This is a genomic window from Streptomyces sp. NPDC056347, from assembly GCF_042262625.1.
GTDB lineage: Bacteria > Actinomycetota > Actinomycetes > Streptomycetales > Streptomycetaceae > Streptomyces.
In genome coordinates, this window is the sequence record NZ_JBHJQP010000065.1 from 24,276 (window position 1) to 39,582 (window position 15,307).

The 15,307-nt window shown below is 66.2% G+C and carries 14 protein-coding genes; 11 read left to right on the forward strand and 3 right to left on the reverse strand.

What is annotated here, in order from left to right; translation table 11 throughout:
* Positions 1 to 1,042: 1,042 nt before the first annotated feature.
* From ACFCV8_RS17245 to ACFCV8_RS17265, 5 genes are all read left to right on the forward strand, one after another.
* A complete protein-coding gene (locus ACFCV8_RS17245; RefSeq protein WP_376686178.1) occupies positions 1,043 to 1,558 on the forward strand; it encodes a hypothetical protein in 516 nt (171 codons plus the stop codon).
* The gene (locus tag ACFCV8_RS17250) at positions 1,545 to 3,980 is read left to right on the forward strand and encodes a phage/plasmid primase, P4 family (RefSeq protein WP_376686179.1); all 2,436 of its coding nucleotides are present in this window, start codon (positions 1,545 to 1,547) and stop codon (positions 3,978 to 3,980) included. The genes ACFCV8_RS17245 and ACFCV8_RS17250 overlap by 14 nt, the downstream gene beginning before the upstream one ends.
* A 72-nt stretch (positions 3,981 to 4,052) precedes the next feature.
* Positions 4,053 to 5,906 (forward strand): DNA polymerase, encoded by a 1,854-nt coding sequence (locus ACFCV8_RS17255; protein WP_376686180.1) that lies wholly within the window; start codon positions 4,053 to 4,055, stop codon positions 5,904 to 5,906.
* A 499-nt stretch (positions 5,907 to 6,405) separates the two neighbouring features.
* Entirely contained in the window at positions 6,406 to 7,218 is an 813-nt protein-coding gene (locus tag ACFCV8_RS17260; RefSeq protein WP_376686181.1) for a hypothetical protein, read from the forward strand.
* A gap of 762 nt (positions 7,219 to 7,980) precedes the next feature.
* Positions 7,981 to 8,271, forward strand: coding sequence for a hypothetical protein (locus ACFCV8_RS17265; protein WP_376686182.1), 291 nt, complete (start codon positions 7,981 to 7,983; stop codon positions 8,269 to 8,271).
* Positions 8,272 to 8,343: 72 nt separating this feature from the next.
* Here the strand turns inward: ACFCV8_RS17265 and ACFCV8_RS17270 are convergent, their stop codons facing one another.
* Positions 8,344 to 8,556, reverse strand: coding sequence for a DUF397 domain-containing protein (locus ACFCV8_RS17270; RefSeq protein WP_376686183.1), 213 nt, complete (start codon positions 8,554 to 8,556; stop codon positions 8,344 to 8,346).
* Positions 8,553 to 9,371, reverse strand: coding sequence for a helix-turn-helix domain-containing protein (locus ACFCV8_RS17275; RefSeq protein WP_376686184.1), 819 nt, complete (start codon positions 9,369 to 9,371; stop codon positions 8,553 to 8,555). The genes ACFCV8_RS17270 and ACFCV8_RS17275 overlap by 4 nt, the downstream gene beginning before the upstream one ends.
* 128 nt (positions 9,372 to 9,499) lie before the next feature.
* Here ACFCV8_RS17275 and ACFCV8_RS17280 point away from each other — a divergent pair, with 128 nt between their 5' ends.
* From ACFCV8_RS17280 to ACFCV8_RS17305, 6 genes are all read left to right on the forward strand, one after another.
* The gene (locus ACFCV8_RS17280) at positions 9,500 to 9,826 is read left to right on the forward strand and encodes a hypothetical protein (RefSeq protein ID WP_376686185.1); all 327 of its coding nucleotides are present in this window, start codon (positions 9,500 to 9,502) and stop codon (positions 9,824 to 9,826) included.
* Positions 9,827 to 10,582: 756 nt separating this feature from the next.
* Entirely contained in the window at positions 10,583 to 10,732 is a 150-nt protein-coding gene (locus tag ACFCV8_RS17285) for a hypothetical protein (protein ID WP_376686186.1), read from the forward strand.
* A gap of 77 nt (positions 10,733 to 10,809) precedes the next feature.
* Complete coding sequence (locus ACFCV8_RS17290) at positions 10,810 to 12,510, forward strand: albusnodin/ikarugamycin family macrolactam cyclase (protein ID WP_376686187.1); 1,701 nt, start codon at positions 10,810 to 10,812, stop codon at positions 12,508 to 12,510.
* A gap of 104 nt (positions 12,511 to 12,614) precedes the next feature.
* The gene (locus ACFCV8_RS17295) at positions 12,615 to 13,130 is read left to right on the forward strand and encodes a lasso peptide biosynthesis B2 protein (protein ID WP_376686193.1); all 516 of its coding nucleotides are present in this window, start codon (positions 12,615 to 12,617) and stop codon (positions 13,128 to 13,130) included.
* Complete coding sequence (locus tag ACFCV8_RS17300; protein WP_376686188.1) at positions 13,127 to 13,693, forward strand: GNAT family N-acetyltransferase; 567 nt, start codon at positions 13,127 to 13,129, stop codon at positions 13,691 to 13,693. Before ACFCV8_RS17295 ends, ACFCV8_RS17300 begins: the two co-directional genes overlap by 4 nt.
* An 80-nt stretch (positions 13,694 to 13,773) precedes the next feature.
* Positions 13,774 to 14,214, forward strand: a complete 441-nt coding sequence (locus ACFCV8_RS17305; RefSeq protein ID WP_376686189.1) for a hypothetical protein — start codon at positions 13,774 to 13,776, stop codon at positions 14,212 to 14,214.
* Here ACFCV8_RS17305 and ACFCV8_RS17310 read toward each other — a convergent pair.
* Complete coding sequence (locus ACFCV8_RS17310; protein WP_376686190.1) at positions 14,211 to 14,468, reverse strand: GntR family transcriptional regulator; 258 nt, start codon at positions 14,466 to 14,468, stop codon at positions 14,211 to 14,213. The genes ACFCV8_RS17305 and ACFCV8_RS17310 overlap by 4 nt on opposite strands.
* Between the last annotated feature and the right edge of the window lie 839 nt (positions 14,469 to 15,307).

The following is a 15,307-nucleotide window of genomic DNA, read 5'->3' on the forward strand; positions in this document are numbered from 1 at the left end:
GACCACCTTCTTCGCGCACCTCGTCGTGCTCGTCGTGGTCGCCGCCCGGAGGGGGGGGGGGGCCCCCGGCGGGGGGGGGGGGGGGGCCGGGCAATCGGCATCCGCACGCTGCCACCCTCGCCGATGAAGCCTGCTACCTACTGCCCTACTCCAACCGCCTCCGACGCGACGGGAGGCCCGGGGAATTCCCCGAAACGGACAGGTGGAATGAACCTGCGGACGTTCGTCATTCTCCTTCCGCATGGTGGGGCGAGTTCCTGCCCGCAATCCGCCGATGGGAAGAACTGACCGGCCACCCTGCACCCGCCCCGACCGAAAAGGGTCCGCGCGGCGGAGTGCGCGTTACAGCCGCGTTCGCCGAGTGGCTTATGGGAATCCCCGGATGGGTGACCACCGTCCCCGGACTCAACCGCCGCGAACAACTCAAAGCCATTGGCAATGGAGTGTGCCCGCCGCAGGCTTACGCGGCATTCCGACACCTGCTGACGCACAGCGATATTCCTAGGGGTACACATGGGGAAGAGAGGCGTAATCACGGACTACGCCGGCGAGGAACTGTATCCGGGGGACCTGGTCGCCTATGCCGCACGACAGGGGAACCGGGTACGGCTCGCGGACGCGCTCGTACGACGAGTCACGACCCGCATAGAGGGCGGACGGCTCCGGCCGATGCTGCTCGTACGGCCGACCGGAATTGAGTCCGGGTTCACTAAGCGGCGCTCTCTGCGCTCCGAGTGGATTTCCGCCGAACACGTCCGGCTGATTCTGCCCGACGCCACGGGCGAGCGAGACCAGTAACACGGACGACCGAAAGGGCTGGACGTACCCGCGCGGTGTGTCCAGCCCTTCCGCATGGGGGGATGAATGATCTACAAAATCAGTGCCGAGAACGCCCCGCCGATTGGCGACGTGCGCGAACTCGGCACCGGGGACGACCTGTTCCTAGTACCAGGGTGGAAGAACCGGCCCGACTGGATTCGGTATCTCGCTGCTGCGGCCCACGCCATGGCACGCGGATGCGTGATCCACCAGGGGGCCGACCATGGCTAACCCCAACAAGACCCGTGGGACTGCTTGGGAAAGCGCGGTCCGGAACTTCCTTAACGCGTTCCTCGGGCTCGTGGACGACGACGGGGTGTTTCTCGACCCGTTCGACGGAATGAACGTCCGCAGACCGGCGCAGGAAGGGGCACGGGATATCGGCGACGTGCACGCCGTGCCGTTCATTCTGGAATGCAAGGACGTGAAGAGCCCAGCAGTTCCGACGTGGCTCCGGCAAGCCCATGTGGAAGCCGTGAACGCGGGCTTCCCGTACGGGGTCGTAGTGCACAAGGTGCGCGGGCTCGGCGTGCGCTCGGGACGTGTGCATTTTGACGTACGTACGTGGACCCGGACACGTACAGCCCTCGGGCTGCCCTCCCGCGTCATGGCCGAGCGGTACGGGTTCACCGCCACCGTGCGAGGGCTCGACTCCGGCCGCTGGTACCTGACGACCGACGTTGAACGGTTCGCCGAGCTGGTGCACGACGTGCGGGCGGTGTCACGTGCTGTTCGCTGATCTGCTGGGGCGGTTCGACCAGGTATCCAGCGAGGCAGACGGCGGTTACTCGGCGCTGTGCCCCGCACACTCCGATTCGCGGCCCTCGCTGCGTCTATGGAGGGGCGAGGACGGAAAGGCCCGGCTGACGTGTCGGGCCGGCTGTGACACGGCCGACGTGATCAGCGCGGTACGCCTCTCCTGGTCCGACCTGTTCGACGTAACCGGCCCGGGGGCCATGGTCGCAGCGGGACGCCCGCAGATCGTCCCCGTCGCGCAGACTGCCGCACTCGCGGCGTACGTGGACCGTGCCTCGCTCGCCCTCGGCGACTACGCGGCCGAGTGGTCCGGGCGGGCCCGGGACTACCTCGCGAAGCGGTTCGGGCTCGACCTGGAGACCGCCGCGGAACTCGGGCTCGGCGTGGACGACGGGCACCAGGGCGAGGGGTTTCCGCACCTGTCCCGGGCCTACCGCTCTTACGCACGGCTGACCGTCCCTCTGTACGGGTTCGACGGGACGACCCGCGGGCTACAGGGGCGGGACCTGACCGGCGACTGTCCGGGGCGGTGGGTGTCCCTGATGAACCCGCGCGGGTTCCGATGGGCCCCGTACGGGGTCATGCGCGGGCAGGGCGGATATGGCACGGTCCTGGTCACCGAGGGCCCCGGGGACGGTCTGACGGCTGTTGCCGTGGGCTATGACGCGGTGGTGGTCCGCGGTGCCTCGCTCGCTGGCTCGCCCGAGCTGGTTGCCGAACTCGCCGAGGGTCTGCGCGGACAGCTCGTCATCATCTGCGGCGACAACGACCGTGCGGGCAACGGGTTTTCGCAGCGTCTCGCCGAGGGGTTGACCGCCCACGGGGTCACCGCGTACGTGCTCGACATTCCCCACCAGGGCGACGACCTGACCGACTGGCGGGCACGCGACCCCGCCGCGTTCCCTGCCGAGCTGCACCGCGCGGTCAAGGCGGCCCGACCCGCGCGGGACACCGCAGAGGTTCAAGACGCCGCCCGAGCAACAGAGTTGGCGAACCGGACGGGGGCCGACTCGGTGTCCCGGGACCAGGGCAGCGAGGCCGCACGCATCCTGTCGGACCTGGTGGGGCAGTACGGCGAGAGCGACGCCATGAACGCTCATGCCCTGGTCGCGTTCAACAACGGGCGCATCCGCTATGCGGCGGGGCTCGGGTTCTATACGTGGGACGGACGGATTTGGGTCCGCTCAGACATGCGGGTGAGGCAGGAAATCCACCGCATGGGGGCCGCCCTGGTGCTCGCGGGTCAGAATCAGTTGGCCCGTGGTTTCACCATGACCAGTCGCATTGACGCGCTGCTGACCGAGCTTTGTTCTGTCCCTAACGTCAGCATCGGCGCCACCGATTTTGACGACCGTCCCGACTTGCTGAACTTCCGCAACGGCACGGTCGATCTGCGCACGGGCCTTTTGTGCCCGCACGACCAGGCCGACCTACTGACGTACGCGCTTGATATCGACTACAACCCGAACGCAACGTGTCCACGGTGGGAGACATTCCTAGAGGAAATCTTTCCCGGGATGCCGGACATGCCCGCGTACATACAGCGCATGGTCGGGTACGGCATCACAGGCCACACCACGGAACAGGCATTTAGTGTTCTCTGGGGCAAGGGCGCCAACGGCAAAAGCGTTCTCGTGGACACGCTGACTTCCGTTTTCCGGGCAATTTCCCGGACGACTCCGTTTAGCACATTCGAGGAACGCAAGAGCGGCGGTATCCCCAACGATATTGCGGCATTGCGTGGCGCCCGGCTCGTCATGGCATCCGAGGGCGAGAGCGGAAAGCCCATGTCGGAATCAATCCTTAAGCGGGTCACCGGTAAGGACATGATCTCGGCAAGGTTCTTGCGTCAGGAATTCTTCGAGTTCCGACCGTCGTTCCTGTTGCTGTTGGCGACGAACCACAAGCCCAAGTTTAAGAGCCAGGACGAGGGGCTTTGGCGACGGGTCAAGCTGCTGCCTTTCACACGGTGGTTTGCTCCCGAGGAACGCGACCCCGCACTAGACAGGAAGTTGCTTGCCGAGGCCGAGGGAATCGCCGCATGGGCGGTGCGCGGGGCGGTGTCCTGGTACCGCGAGGGACTGCGAGACCCGCAGGTCATCACAGGTGCGTCGCAGGAGTACCGAGAGACCTCGGACCCGCTCGCGGGCTTCCTGCCGGGCGTTCTGGAATGGGTCGACGACGCGGTGACCATGAGCGGAAACGACGCCTTTAACACGTATTTGGAATGGTGCGAGGCTGAGAATCTTCCGGGCCGTGAACGCTGGACCCGGCAGGCGTTCTATTCCGCCATGGAGGAACGCGGAGCCACCAAGAAGCGCACCAACAAGGGTATTTCCCTCGGTGGTCTGCGCCTTGCCGACGAGAGCCCCGAACAGACCGGCCCGGGGATCTTCGGCAGTTAGTCGATACACATGCGGGGCCGTTTACCTTGACCAGGTGGGCGGCCCCCTTTTTTTTTGCTTTCAGGGGGAAGCATGATCGAGCTACGGCACGAGATAGCCGGCGAGACCGTCACTGTTCACGTGCCCGAGACCACCGAGGATCTAAACAAGTTCTGGGAGTGGCTTTACCGGGCACGCGAGCGGGGCCCCATCGCCATTGATACCGAAACCACGGGCCTAGAGGTATTCAGTCCGTCGTTTCGTCTGCGCACGGTGCAATTCGGCGATGCGCACGATGCGTGGGTGATCCTGTACGAGCGGGGCGGATATCACGAGTCATACGCCCGTGACGCGCTCTTGCGCTGCCGAGAACTCCTGATTCACAACGCGTCCTATGACTGGCTTGTCCTCGGGCAGTGCGCCGGAATTCCCATGGAAGACCTGACGCCGTGGACGACAGATACCCGCATTCTCGCGGCACTTATCGACCCGCGGCAGCCCTCCGAGGGCGGGGCAGGAACCGCGCTCAAGCCACTATCGGCAAAGTGGGTGGACCCGGCAGCCCCGGACACTCAGGGCGGGCTTACAAGGGTTTTTCGCTCGCTTGGACTCACCAAAGAAACCGGGTGGGCGGGAATCCCGCTCACGCACCCAACGTATCTGCTGTACGCGGGTCTCGATGTGATTCTCACGGCCCGACTCGCCCCCGCGCTCCGCGCCGAGCTGGTGCGCGTCGGCGTCCGTCCCGAGCTGGTGGCGTACGAGCACGAGCTAGCTCGGCTCTGCGCGGTCATGCAGCGTCGCGGGCTGCTGGTGGACCAGGACTACGCGGCCCCGCTCGCCCGCCGGCTCGCCGAGGAGGCCGAACGGTTCGGCGCGGTGGCAGCTCGGTACGGAGTGACCTCTGTCGGCAGCCCCGCACAGGTGGCGGAAGCCCTCGGGGCCATGGGCGAGACGCTGACCGAGCGGACCGACGCGGGCGCCCTCAAGGTGGACAAGGCGGTGTTGCTGCCCCTCGCGGACCTTGACCGGGACTGGCAGCGCATCGGGGCCCGTGAGCCAAATCCCCTTGCGTACGCGGTACTTCGGGCCAAGAGGGCCGCGAAGTGGGGCACGTCCTACGCCGAGCGGTTCATGACCAAGCTCGACGCCGCGGGACGGCTGCACGCGGTGATAGCGCCCCTCGCGGCACGCACGGGCCGCATGTCCGTGACGGACGGGCTGCACCAGCTCCCGAGTTCGGACCACGTGATCCGGCGCGCGATCCTTGCCGAGCCCGGACACGTCATGATCTCCACCGACTTTCAGGCAATTGAAATGCGGGTCCTCGCCGCCCTCGCCAACGTCCGCAGGATGAAAGAAGGATTCCTAAGCGGTGGCGAGAAATTCGATATCCACGCCTATACCGCGAGGCTCATCAAGGGCAACCAGGCCACCACGAAAGACCGGAAGGTCTTCAAGGGGGCGGGGTTCGGAAAGGTTTACGGCGGCGGCATCCGCACGATTGCCCGGCAGACCGGAGCCACCGAGGCCGAGATTGCGCAAGCGGTCGCCGCATACGACCGAGCCTTTCCGGAGATCAAGCGGGCGTCGGCACGGTGGCAGCGCGAGGCTTACCAAAACGGCATGGTCTTTGTCTCGGCTACCGGCCGCAGGCTTCCTCTCGACCGGGACCGCAGTTACGCCGTGGTCAATTACGCCTGCCAAAGCGTTGCCCGCGATGTGCTCGGACAGGCCATGCTGAATGTCGAGTCCGCCGGACTGCTCGAATACTGCCGCCTGCCTATTCACGATGAGCTGTTGGCGTCGGCCCCCGCGAAGGAGGCCGAGGAGATTGCCCGCGAGTTCAAACGCTGCATGACCTGGACCCTGTACGGCGTGCCCATCGAGGCAGACGCGGAAATCGGCGGGCGGTCGTGGGGCAGCCTGTACGGAGCCGATTTCTAGTAACACAGCGTCGGCTCTTTTGCCGGGATGCATACACCGTCTGTAGCCAAAAGGAAGGCTTAGTAAGACCCGCGAGCGGCCCCCACGGTTGCCCTCTCCAGAGTCACGGATGAGTTACCGGAAGCACCCAATACTCGTTCTCAGGTAGCGATCCACACCATTCCAATCATCCTCAGGGATGATGCGCTGCCGCGCCTGCTACTCGGCGTAGTCAAAAAGTCTCGGCTTGGGTCACGAACTCGGAAGTACACCCCTGTTGTCCATATAGGTCCGTAGTAACACCTTTGCCGCACCCCTGCATTCAAGCGAAACCTTGAATGCAGCAGCGATACGGCAATGCGCAAGCCCCGTCCTGCACCACCCGGGACGGGGCTTTTTCATGCCCTTATCCATGCGCATTGGCTAAGCGGTCTAGGGCCCTTTCTGGGCTCTATCGCGCCGTTCCGGGAATCCCTCGGTCCCTATATGGGCCAACAACTCCCACTCGGAACGGTGTCCCTTGATTCGCCTCACGCACACCCAGATTGCCGACGCCAAAAACAACGACCTGGACGCGATATCGTCGGTCATTCGGGAAACGGAAGAACTCGTAATAGCCCGCACACACAGGTTCGCCACGAATAACGGGCAGATAGACAGGGACCTGATGGACGACCTTGCACAGGTCGGACGAATAGCCGTATGGGAATCCCTCGGGGCGTTCGCGGGTGACGAGCCCTCACAGTTCATGGCCCACATTGACCGAAGCATTACCCGGGCAATGGCGGACACCCGACGCGAGGCCACCCGCCCCGGGGTCAGCGTCTACACCGCAAAGCGGTTTGAACAAGCACTCTCCCTCGCAGCCGGCGACCCGTACGACGCCGAGCGCATCGCCGCCTCAGAAGAAATGGAAGGCGAAAAGCTGTCGCCGGACCTTGCCTACGCGGCGCGGCTGTCCTGGCTCGGCCTTGACTCGCTCGACCGCCCGTATAACGCGGGGCAGTTCGGCGACAGCTACACACTCGGGGACGCGATTGCGCGAGAAATGAACGTGCCCGCGGACCTGGTGGACTCCGCCGACATCGCGAGCCACCGACGCCGCGTGATCCGCGAGCAAGTCCACCGCAGCTTGGGCCTGTTGAGCGAGCGGCAGCGTCATGTACTCAAGGCTGCACACGGAATCTCGCCGGTCCCGCAGTACGTCCCTGGTGCCGACGACGCCGAGTTGGGCGCCGAGCTGGGCGCCACCGCCTACCAGGTCCAGCAGGCGCGCACTAAGGGGCAGAAACGTTTCTCCGAGCTGTACCGGGCGGGGGCACAGGCGTGGTGACCCTGCCGACCCACGACGGCGGGACTGTCGAGATCACGCGGCGCGGCGTCCTGGTGGATCTTCACGTTCGGGACGCCGAGGGCCGCACGGTCGCGACCGTCGTACGCCGAGCCGGCGACGCTGCGCTACTACTCTCCGTAGGTCGGGATGCGACGCAGCGTCGACTCCCGCCGCGTGAACGGGAGTTCACATCAAGCGGCGCCAACAAGCCCTCTTAGATTACTCAACGTGACGGCCCTCCGCTTCGGCGGGGGGCCGTTTTGTCGTGTCCATCAACAATTTGTTGAATCGTACAAAGAATTCCGCACGGTCGGTTTCCAGCCCTAATCCGCTAGATACCGGGACCTGACCCCTGATAGGTATGAACCACTGGGGGGCATATGGGTGACCTGCACCACCCCTGAACCTGCCCTTCCGGAAACCGAACAGGTGTACTACTGTCAGTCGCATGGTTACGCACAGCAAGGAGTTTCGAGTACAGACAACTGTGATCGTGCCCGCCCACGGGGGCGCGGATGGGGGGATATGGGGGCAGTGTCCCGAGCTGCCTGGTGTGCTGGGGGAAACACGCATCAGGTCTTGCGAAGATCTCCGGATCACGCTTGATGCGCACGGGGGAATAGTGGCGCGGCTCCTGCGGGCTGCGGCGGAACACCGTTGGTTCCGGCTGCTGGCCCGGGACCGAGCCACGGAAGGGCTCGCCGGCTCTGTGGAGTGGGTGAGAAGCGCGGAGACCGGGCTATGGGTCCAGTGGGACGAGCCATGGACAGCGTGCGCCTACGGGCAGCACGAGCCCGCCGCAACGCTGCTGCTGGCCGCGTGATGGCGGCCCGTACGTTCGTCCTCGGGCGCGAGGACAAAGGGGAAGCATGGGCCGAGGTGCAGAAGCTTGCCGCGGTGCTCGTCCGGCATCGGATCACCGACCGATACGGGGTCAGCGTGCACGAGGTTCCCGGGAAGCGGGGCGCGTACCTGACCGACCGCACGCCCGAGCTGGGGCCGCCCGCGCTGCTTGCGATCAGCGCGTTCCGTAGCTTCGGACTTGCCGCGTAACGCAAGTGAGCCCCGCCGCTCCAATGAGAGAGGCGGGGCCCGGTGCTGCTGCGCGTGGTCGGCTCGGGTGCGTCAGCCGTTCTTCCTGGCGAACGCGACCAGACCCGCCCACTGGTTGGCGGTCAACGAGAGGTGGGGGCCCTCGGGGTCCTTACTGTCACGAACAAGGTAGTCACCGGTTGCGGCAGCATGTTCGGGGGCCCACTCAATGCACTGGCCGCCGTTTCCGTCGCTGTATGTGCTCTTGACCCACTGGTCCGGTCGGGGGCCGTGCGTACTGCTCATCTGTCGTACTCCTCCGCGATCTCACGAATCAGCGCCACGGACTCTTCGGGGTCGCGCGCAGATGCCCGCAGACGCTCGAAGGACGCACGTCCGTGACTCACCATTTGCGCCGAGTCGGTCACGTGCCCCTGCCCCATGGCTTCTGTGTACAGGACTGTTGCCCCGTCGTCTGTCGTAAGCAGCGTAAAGGGTGTACCGGACGCTGGGGCACCCGTCAGGGAGCGGAGAACTTGAAGCGTGACGTGGGGGTTTTCTGCGTCTGCGGAAAGCTGGCGAAGCTGGTCAGCCATGACGGCCCGGCTGCCAACGAGCGTGCGCAATGTTGTCTCGTGGAGGATCACCCACAACAGAGGCGGGTTCTCCCTCGCCAAGACCTCACGCCGGGCTAGTCGGGCTTCCACTCTGGTCTTGATCTGGTCGTCTGTCTCGTACGGGAAGGTCGCCCGGAATGTGGCCTCCGCGTACTCCCACGTCTGTAGCACGCCCATAATCAGACTGTTGGAGTAGTCCTCAATCCGGCTGGCGAGCTTTTCCAGGTTGACGTACGGCACGAACCAACCGGGGTGCCCGCGCTCGCTCACCCTAACCAGCAACCGGGCGAAGTAGCCGGACGTGTTGAAGAATCGGTCACACCCCTCGGCGAACTCGGGCGACGGGAGCGCTTGCCCGTTCTTGACCTTGCTCACGTACGGGGGCTTGTAGCCCGTGAACGCGGCGAGGGCCGCCCCTGTCTTCCCCGAGTGTCTAAGGGCTGCGTCCAGCTCGTTCCCGAACCACTCCAATCCGTTCCCGGGGCCTGTCGGTTGTTCGGTCATCCGTTCAACTCCTCACCTTTCCAAATGCTTTGGAAACACGTCAGACCTGGTGAGCGTACCGCCGGGGGGTCACTCTAGGTGTCGTACCGCTTGCGACTCCGCAACCCACGGAACTGAGGTACCTCCCCATGCCTGAAGTGATGACGAGCGCCAGGACGCCCGCCAAACCCGCGCTCGAACCGGTTGCGCACCCCGGGTGCCGTATCTGCGCCGCTGCTGACCGTGGGCGCTCGGCGTCCCGCATCCGTGGCAACGAGGGCGGGATACAGCGGTACAGCGGAATCATCGAGACGCACCCCCACCGCGGCAACCAGGCCGAGGACAAGTACCAGGGCACCGACCAGGCCGACGCCGAGCCGATCGGTTCGGGCGAGGACTCCCCGCTGATGGCCACCCTTCGGGAGCGCGTCAGCGAGGAGAACGGGATGCGCCGGTCCATCCGGCTCGACCCGTGACCGTTGCCCTGCCGTCCGGCATCCTGCATCCCGACGTGACGGGCGTCCCCGAGCCGGCGAGAACCGACGACGGAAACGGCTGGACGTGGGGCCCGTGCTGGGGTTGGTGCGGGCAGGAGCGGGCCCGGGTGCTGTGGCTCGGCCCTGCGCAGACGACGGGGCACGTTGTCGCGGACCTGTACTTCTGCGGCCAGTGCATCGCACAGCTTCACGAACGGATCGTTGCACAGGCTCGCGGTTCTGCACCCGTGCGGACCGTCACCGCCGAGGAACTGCCGCAGCGCCGGACGGGCCCCCGACACAAGGCACCGCGAGCACGGCTGTTCCGGTAGCCCTCAAACTCCCGCCCTGGTCGTGTTCCCGGTTCCCCCCGACGACCAGGGCGGGCCCACCACCAACGAACACGAACACTGGAGTAGCGCCCGATGCCCAAGCGTTCCCGCGCCGAACTCGCGGAAGTCCGAGAGAAGTTCACCGCCGCTCGTGCCGAGGTAATCGAGCGGTACAAGGGTGGAGAGTCCGCCGCGTCCCTGTCTCGTTCCTTCGGGAACGTGGGGGAAAAGTGGCTCGCGGTTCAGCTCGACAGGTGGGAGATCCCCCGCCGGGACCGGTCCGCTGCGGCGGTCACGAGTAGCCCCGGAATGCCCCCACAGGGTGCGAAGCCCTGATCAAGTCTTCCCCTGCCCGCAAGGGTGGGCATTCCTGCCCGGCAGGGGGATTTCTGTCCCATCGCATGTTGGAGAGGAGGAACAACACATGGAGCCGAAGGAGTACCCCACGGCGAGCACGGAACTGGACGCTGACGTCCTCGCCGTGCCGACGGTCATCGTTCTCGGCAACGCTGCCGCACTGACGCGGGGCAGCGACCAGACCGGTACGGAGTCGAAGGCGCACCCGTACGACTGATGACGCAGTTGCGGCCCCCGCTGGGATTGCTCCCGCCGGGGGCCGCTTCGGTTCCTACTGATCGTTCAGGTGGATAGATGAGAGAGCATAACGCGCGGTGGTACGGAGGTTGCGCACCAGGCAGCCCGCCCGCCGCAACCCCAGTAGGCGCGCGGCTGCTGTGGCGTGATCCGGCTCTGTGGGTCTGCGGAGACTGGAATCCGGCACATGTACGGACGCTAGAACTCGGCAACGCTCGGATTGCTGTCCTCGGTCCGTGCTCCGCGTCGGAACACGAACTCGCCCGAGCGCTGGCGGCCCCCGATCTGCCCTTGGCTGCGGGCTCGTGGGCAGGCTCGTACACAGTGGTACGCACGGTTGACGGGGGCTTTGTTGAAGTCCTCGCCGATGCCGCAAGCGCGTCCCCCTTGTACCTGGTGGACACTCCCTGTGGTGTGGTGTGGGCATCCAGCGCACGCGCACTGTCGCCACTGACCGGCGCGAGAGTGGATGTCGAGTGGCTGGGCAGCTACTTGCGCGACAAGTTCACGCCCGCGCCGGGTCGTAGCGCGTGGGCGGGCGTGAAGCCTGTACCCCCCGGACACTTGCTGAGTCTGGCCCCCAGAAGAACGGGCTTGTCACCGTGGTGGAAACCCGTGCGGCGTGCTCCCGAAGAAGTCTCGCGGACGCTCAGACACGCACTCGCCGAGGGGGTCCGCGTGCGGGTCGAGGGAACATCCGCCACCACCGACCTTGCGGGGATGGACTCCACCACGGTCGCCCTACTGGCGGCGCAGTACGGCCCGGTCACTGGCATGACGCTCCACCCCGAGGGGGCGACGCGCGGCGGGGACGTGGAGTACGCACGGGCGCTGAACATTCCCGGTCTGGAACGGAAGTTCTTCCCGCTCGGCGTCAGACATTTGCCGTTCGCTCCGAGCGACGTGCCGTTGCCCGCCACCGACGAGCCGGCCACGTCCACCGCCACATGGGCGATGTTCTCGGAGCAACTCCGGGTGATCGCTGCGACTGGTTCCGGCTGCCATCTGACCGGCGACGGCGGAGACGCGCTATTCCTGTCCTCGCCTACTCACCTTGCGAGCCTTGTGCGACAAGGGCACTGGTTGCGGATGCTCGGGGACGCAATGGAGTGGGCGCGGCTGCGTCGCCAGAATCCGCGCCCACTGATCGCTGCTGCACTGCGGGGCAACGCTGGGCACATCGGCCGTACGGCACGCCCTCGGCCTCCGTGGCTCGCAGTCTCCGCCCCCGACTTGAATCCTTCGGTGGGAATGACTGCGCGCACGGTGTTCGCCGCGTCCCTCCGCAACGCCGCACGCCCCGCCAACTCGGAAATCCAGCTCGCGGACACGCTCGGTGTAGCACTGGCGAACCCCTACTTCGACGCGGCCGTTGTGGACGCGGTGATCTCGTCACCCGCCGAACAGCGGTACTCCGCGAGGCGATACAAGCCGCTGCTTGCCGACTCGTTCGCCGATCTGCTGCCCGACGCCCACCGCAAGCGCGCTTCCAAAGGGATGTTCGCTAGCGACTTCCACCACGGCCTACGGCTCAATCTGCGGCGGGTGCTCGCACTGGCGGACGGCCGTCTAGCTGCCGAAGGCATCATCACCCCCGGGCCCCTGCAAGCCGCCATCCATGCGGCGGCCCTCGGCGCGCAAACGGTCTGGCCGCCACTGCTGGCAGTCCTTTCGGCCGAAGCATGGCTAGAGGCGGTCGAGCGATCCCCTGGGACCGAATGGAAGCACGCCGAAACAACTCCGGCGGGTGCCCTGTGAGCCGAGCCAATACGGTCGTTGCCCGCGCCGCACATGCGTGCGTGCTCATCGACTACGACACCGGACAGACCGAGTTACGCCCCACGTTCGACGCTGCCGCGGGCATGGGTGCAACGGTCGTCACGCTGCCCGGCGCCGGTCTGTCGTGGGGAACTGTCGAACAGTCGGCCGTCCTCCCGGAGCCGGCGCCCATCCCGCTTCGCTGGCGGGTCATCGCCGTGCCGGTCGTCCTCGCCACCGCCACCGTGGGGGCCGTCAGCCGTAGGCGGAAGGGGTTCTCGCGGTTCGTCCGCCTCGCGTGCTCGGGGCGCGCGTTGCCCCCGGCTACCGACTCACAGGCTCGTTACGCTGTTCGCGCCGTTCGCTGGGCCGCACAGCTCTTGCCGATGCGCTGGGCGTGCCTGGAGGACTCGACGGCTGCCGCAGTCGTTCTAAGGGTCGCTCAGCTCCGCGCCGAGTGGCGCCACGGAGTAGCACTCGACCCCGTACGGCTGCACGCCTGGATAGCGGGTCCGGACGGGGCTCCGGTCGAGGAACCGGCGGACACCGCTCTCTACACCCCCACCTACACACCAGACGGGCCCGGATCGGCACGGGCCGACAGAGGAGTACGACCGTGAGTGAACCGCACATCCTGTTGAGCGGGAAAACCCTCGCCCTCGCCATGCCCCGCGCGGACATGCTGCCCGAGTACCACAAGTGGGAGAACGACCCCGCCACGATCACGGGCTATGGGAACCAGTGGGCGCAGGCGTGGGAAGTTCGCGCGGCGGGGTACGAACGCCAGCGAGGCAACCAGCGCTTCCAACAGTTCGAGGTCGTCCGGCTCGCGGACAACCGCCCCGTGGGCATGACGATTCTGGAAGTCAATCCGCACGCCCGAACCGCGGAATTCGTGATCGTGCTCGCCCCGGACGAACGGGGCAAGGGTCACGCCACCGAGTCCACACGGCTAACCCTTGACTGGGCGTTCCACGTGGCTGCGCTGCGGATGGTCTGGCTCAAGGTGCTTGAGCCCAACCAGGCCGGAATCGCCGCGTACAAGAAGGCGGGATTCCACGAGTCCGGCAGGCTCCGCAAGGCGGGGTTCTGGCTCGGGGAACCCGTGGACGAACTGTTCATGGACGCGCTGCCCGAGGACGTCCCCGGCCTGTCCGCCGTCCGCGCTGCTCTCGGCGCATAGACCCGACGCGCCCTCTTGTCTGCCCCGCTCGCCCCTTTGCGGGCGGGGCTTCCCCTTCCCTTCCTCAAGGAAGCCCCGACGTGTTGCAGTGCACCGCCTACACCGCGATACCCGAGATAGACGCACTCGTTGCGCTGACCACCATGGAAGGGGGGCCCGGCAACCCCCCGGACGCGCTTGTCCTTGACGATCACCTGTTATGCGAACTCGGCGAGCACGACGACCAGCACGAGCACGCCGCACAGCTCTGGACCGCCGAAGTACCCGCCGAACGGGACCTGTGGCTGTTCTGGACCGGTACCGGAAGCCACCGCACGTACCGGTTCGCCGAGCTGCCCCCGTGCCCCGCAACCACCCACAGCGAGTCCGTCACGCGGGGGCAGGGGTGCATGTTCTACACCGAGCACCCCGACGCCCACTCATGGCAGGTGACTGACCCGCTCGGCGTACTGCTGGCCGAGCGTGCCCGGCAAGAGGTGCAACGAGTCTGGGGCCCTGACACCCCCGACGACGCTTCCTAGTCGTCCTTGCTCGCCGGCTCGACCACATACGAGCCACGCCCCGTCACGGTGTAAATCAGTCCGCGTTCCCGAAGCACTGCGAGTGCCGACCGTGCCGTATTGCGCGCGACTCCGTACCGCTCCGTTAGCTCTTTCTCGGACGGGAGCGGACGACCAGGAACCAACTCGCCTCGCTTAATCTCCGCGGCCAAGTCCGCAGCGATCTGCCGGTAAGGGGGCTCCGGGGCCCGGGGATCGATCTCGCGCGCTGCCATAGGTAGAAGCGTAGACAACGTGCCAAACGCTCCCGGCAAGCTAGACAGGGTTGAACATGACTAGACGGACCTATACAGGTTGGCCTAGCGTGATTCCCCGAACACGAAAGTGCCCCGAGAGACCGATTAGGGCCGGTCCATCGGGGCTCGCCGAAACAGCTTTAGGGAGCTGAAACGACATGCGTGACTCTATCGCCCGTGCGCTGCTGTGGGCACTGCGACTGCTGTTCCCCGCCCAAGGAAGACGCCGAGCCGTCCCCCCGCACGCCACCGAGCCGGCGAACCCGCCCCACGTCATCTGCGGCCCCACCACACCGATTCCCGTGCACGTCCTCGCCCGCTCGATTCCGTCCCCGTGGTTCCACCGCGTAGGCCCGTGGCTGCTCGCCCGGGAAGCAGAGCGCGAGGCCGAGCGGACGCTAGACCTGTCCGCCATACCGGAGCGGTGGCGCGCGGTGGAAGCTGCGGCAGACGGGTGGGACTACCCCTATGCGTACGAGGGTGCACCGTTCCCCGCGTCCGCGTTCGCTGGTGCGGGGGTATCGGCATGAAGGTCCACGCTCGCGTTTGCTGCAAGTGCGGCAGGGATACGGAAGCCCCCGTCACCGTTGGCACGGTAGAGCGTGCAAGCGGCCCCCCGTTCGTCCGCGTGGCCTGCCCTGACTGCGCCCCCTGGTGCAACGTCGGCCCCTCACGCGAGGACGCACAGCACATGCTAGACCCCCGCTGACCAGCGGATACGCAACAAGAAAGCCCCGTCCGGAGTGCTGTTCCGGCGGGGCTTTCTGCTGGCTGGGGACGGTCTGTATCCGATGTTCCCCGGGGTGTACTGTTTGAGG

Excerpts from the sequence above, each read along its gene's own strand:
- ACFCV8_RS17245 (WP_376686178.1), top strand. The coding sequence starts at position 1,043 with ATGGCTAACCCCAACAAGACCCGTGGGACTGCTTGGGAAAGCGCGGTC.
- ACFCV8_RS17255 (WP_376686180.1), top strand. The coding sequence starts at position 4,053 with ATGATCGAGCTACGGCACGAGATAGCCGGCGAGACCGTCACTGTTCAC.
- ACFCV8_RS17265 (WP_376686182.1), top strand. The coding sequence starts at position 7,981 with ATGGACAGCGTGCGCCTACGGGCAGCACGAGCCCGCCGCAACGCTGCT.
- ACFCV8_RS17270 (WP_376686183.1), bottom strand. The coding sequence starts at position 8,556 with ATGAGCAGTACGCACGGCCCCCGACCGGACCAGTGGGTCAAGAGCACA.
- ACFCV8_RS17275 (WP_376686184.1), bottom strand. The coding sequence starts at position 9,371 with ATGACCGAACAACCGACAGGCCCCGGGAACGGATTGGAGTGGTTCGGG.
- ACFCV8_RS17280 (WP_376686185.1), top strand. The coding sequence starts at position 9,500 with ATGCCTGAAGTGATGACGAGCGCCAGGACGCCCGCCAAACCCGCGCTC.
- ACFCV8_RS17285 (WP_376686186.1), top strand. The coding sequence starts at position 10,583 with ATGGAGCCGAAGGAGTACCCCACGGCGAGCACGGAACTGGACGCTGAC.
- ACFCV8_RS17290 (WP_376686187.1), top strand. The coding sequence starts at position 10,810 with ATGAGAGAGCATAACGCGCGGTGGTACGGAGGTTGCGCACCAGGCAGC.
- ACFCV8_RS17295 (WP_376686193.1), top strand. The coding sequence starts at position 12,615 with ATGGGTGCAACGGTCGTCACGCTGCCCGGCGCCGGTCTGTCGTGGGGA.
- ACFCV8_RS17310 (WP_376686190.1), bottom strand. The coding sequence starts at position 14,468 with ATGGCAGCGCGCGAGATCGATCCCCGGGCCCCGGAGCCCCCTTACCGG.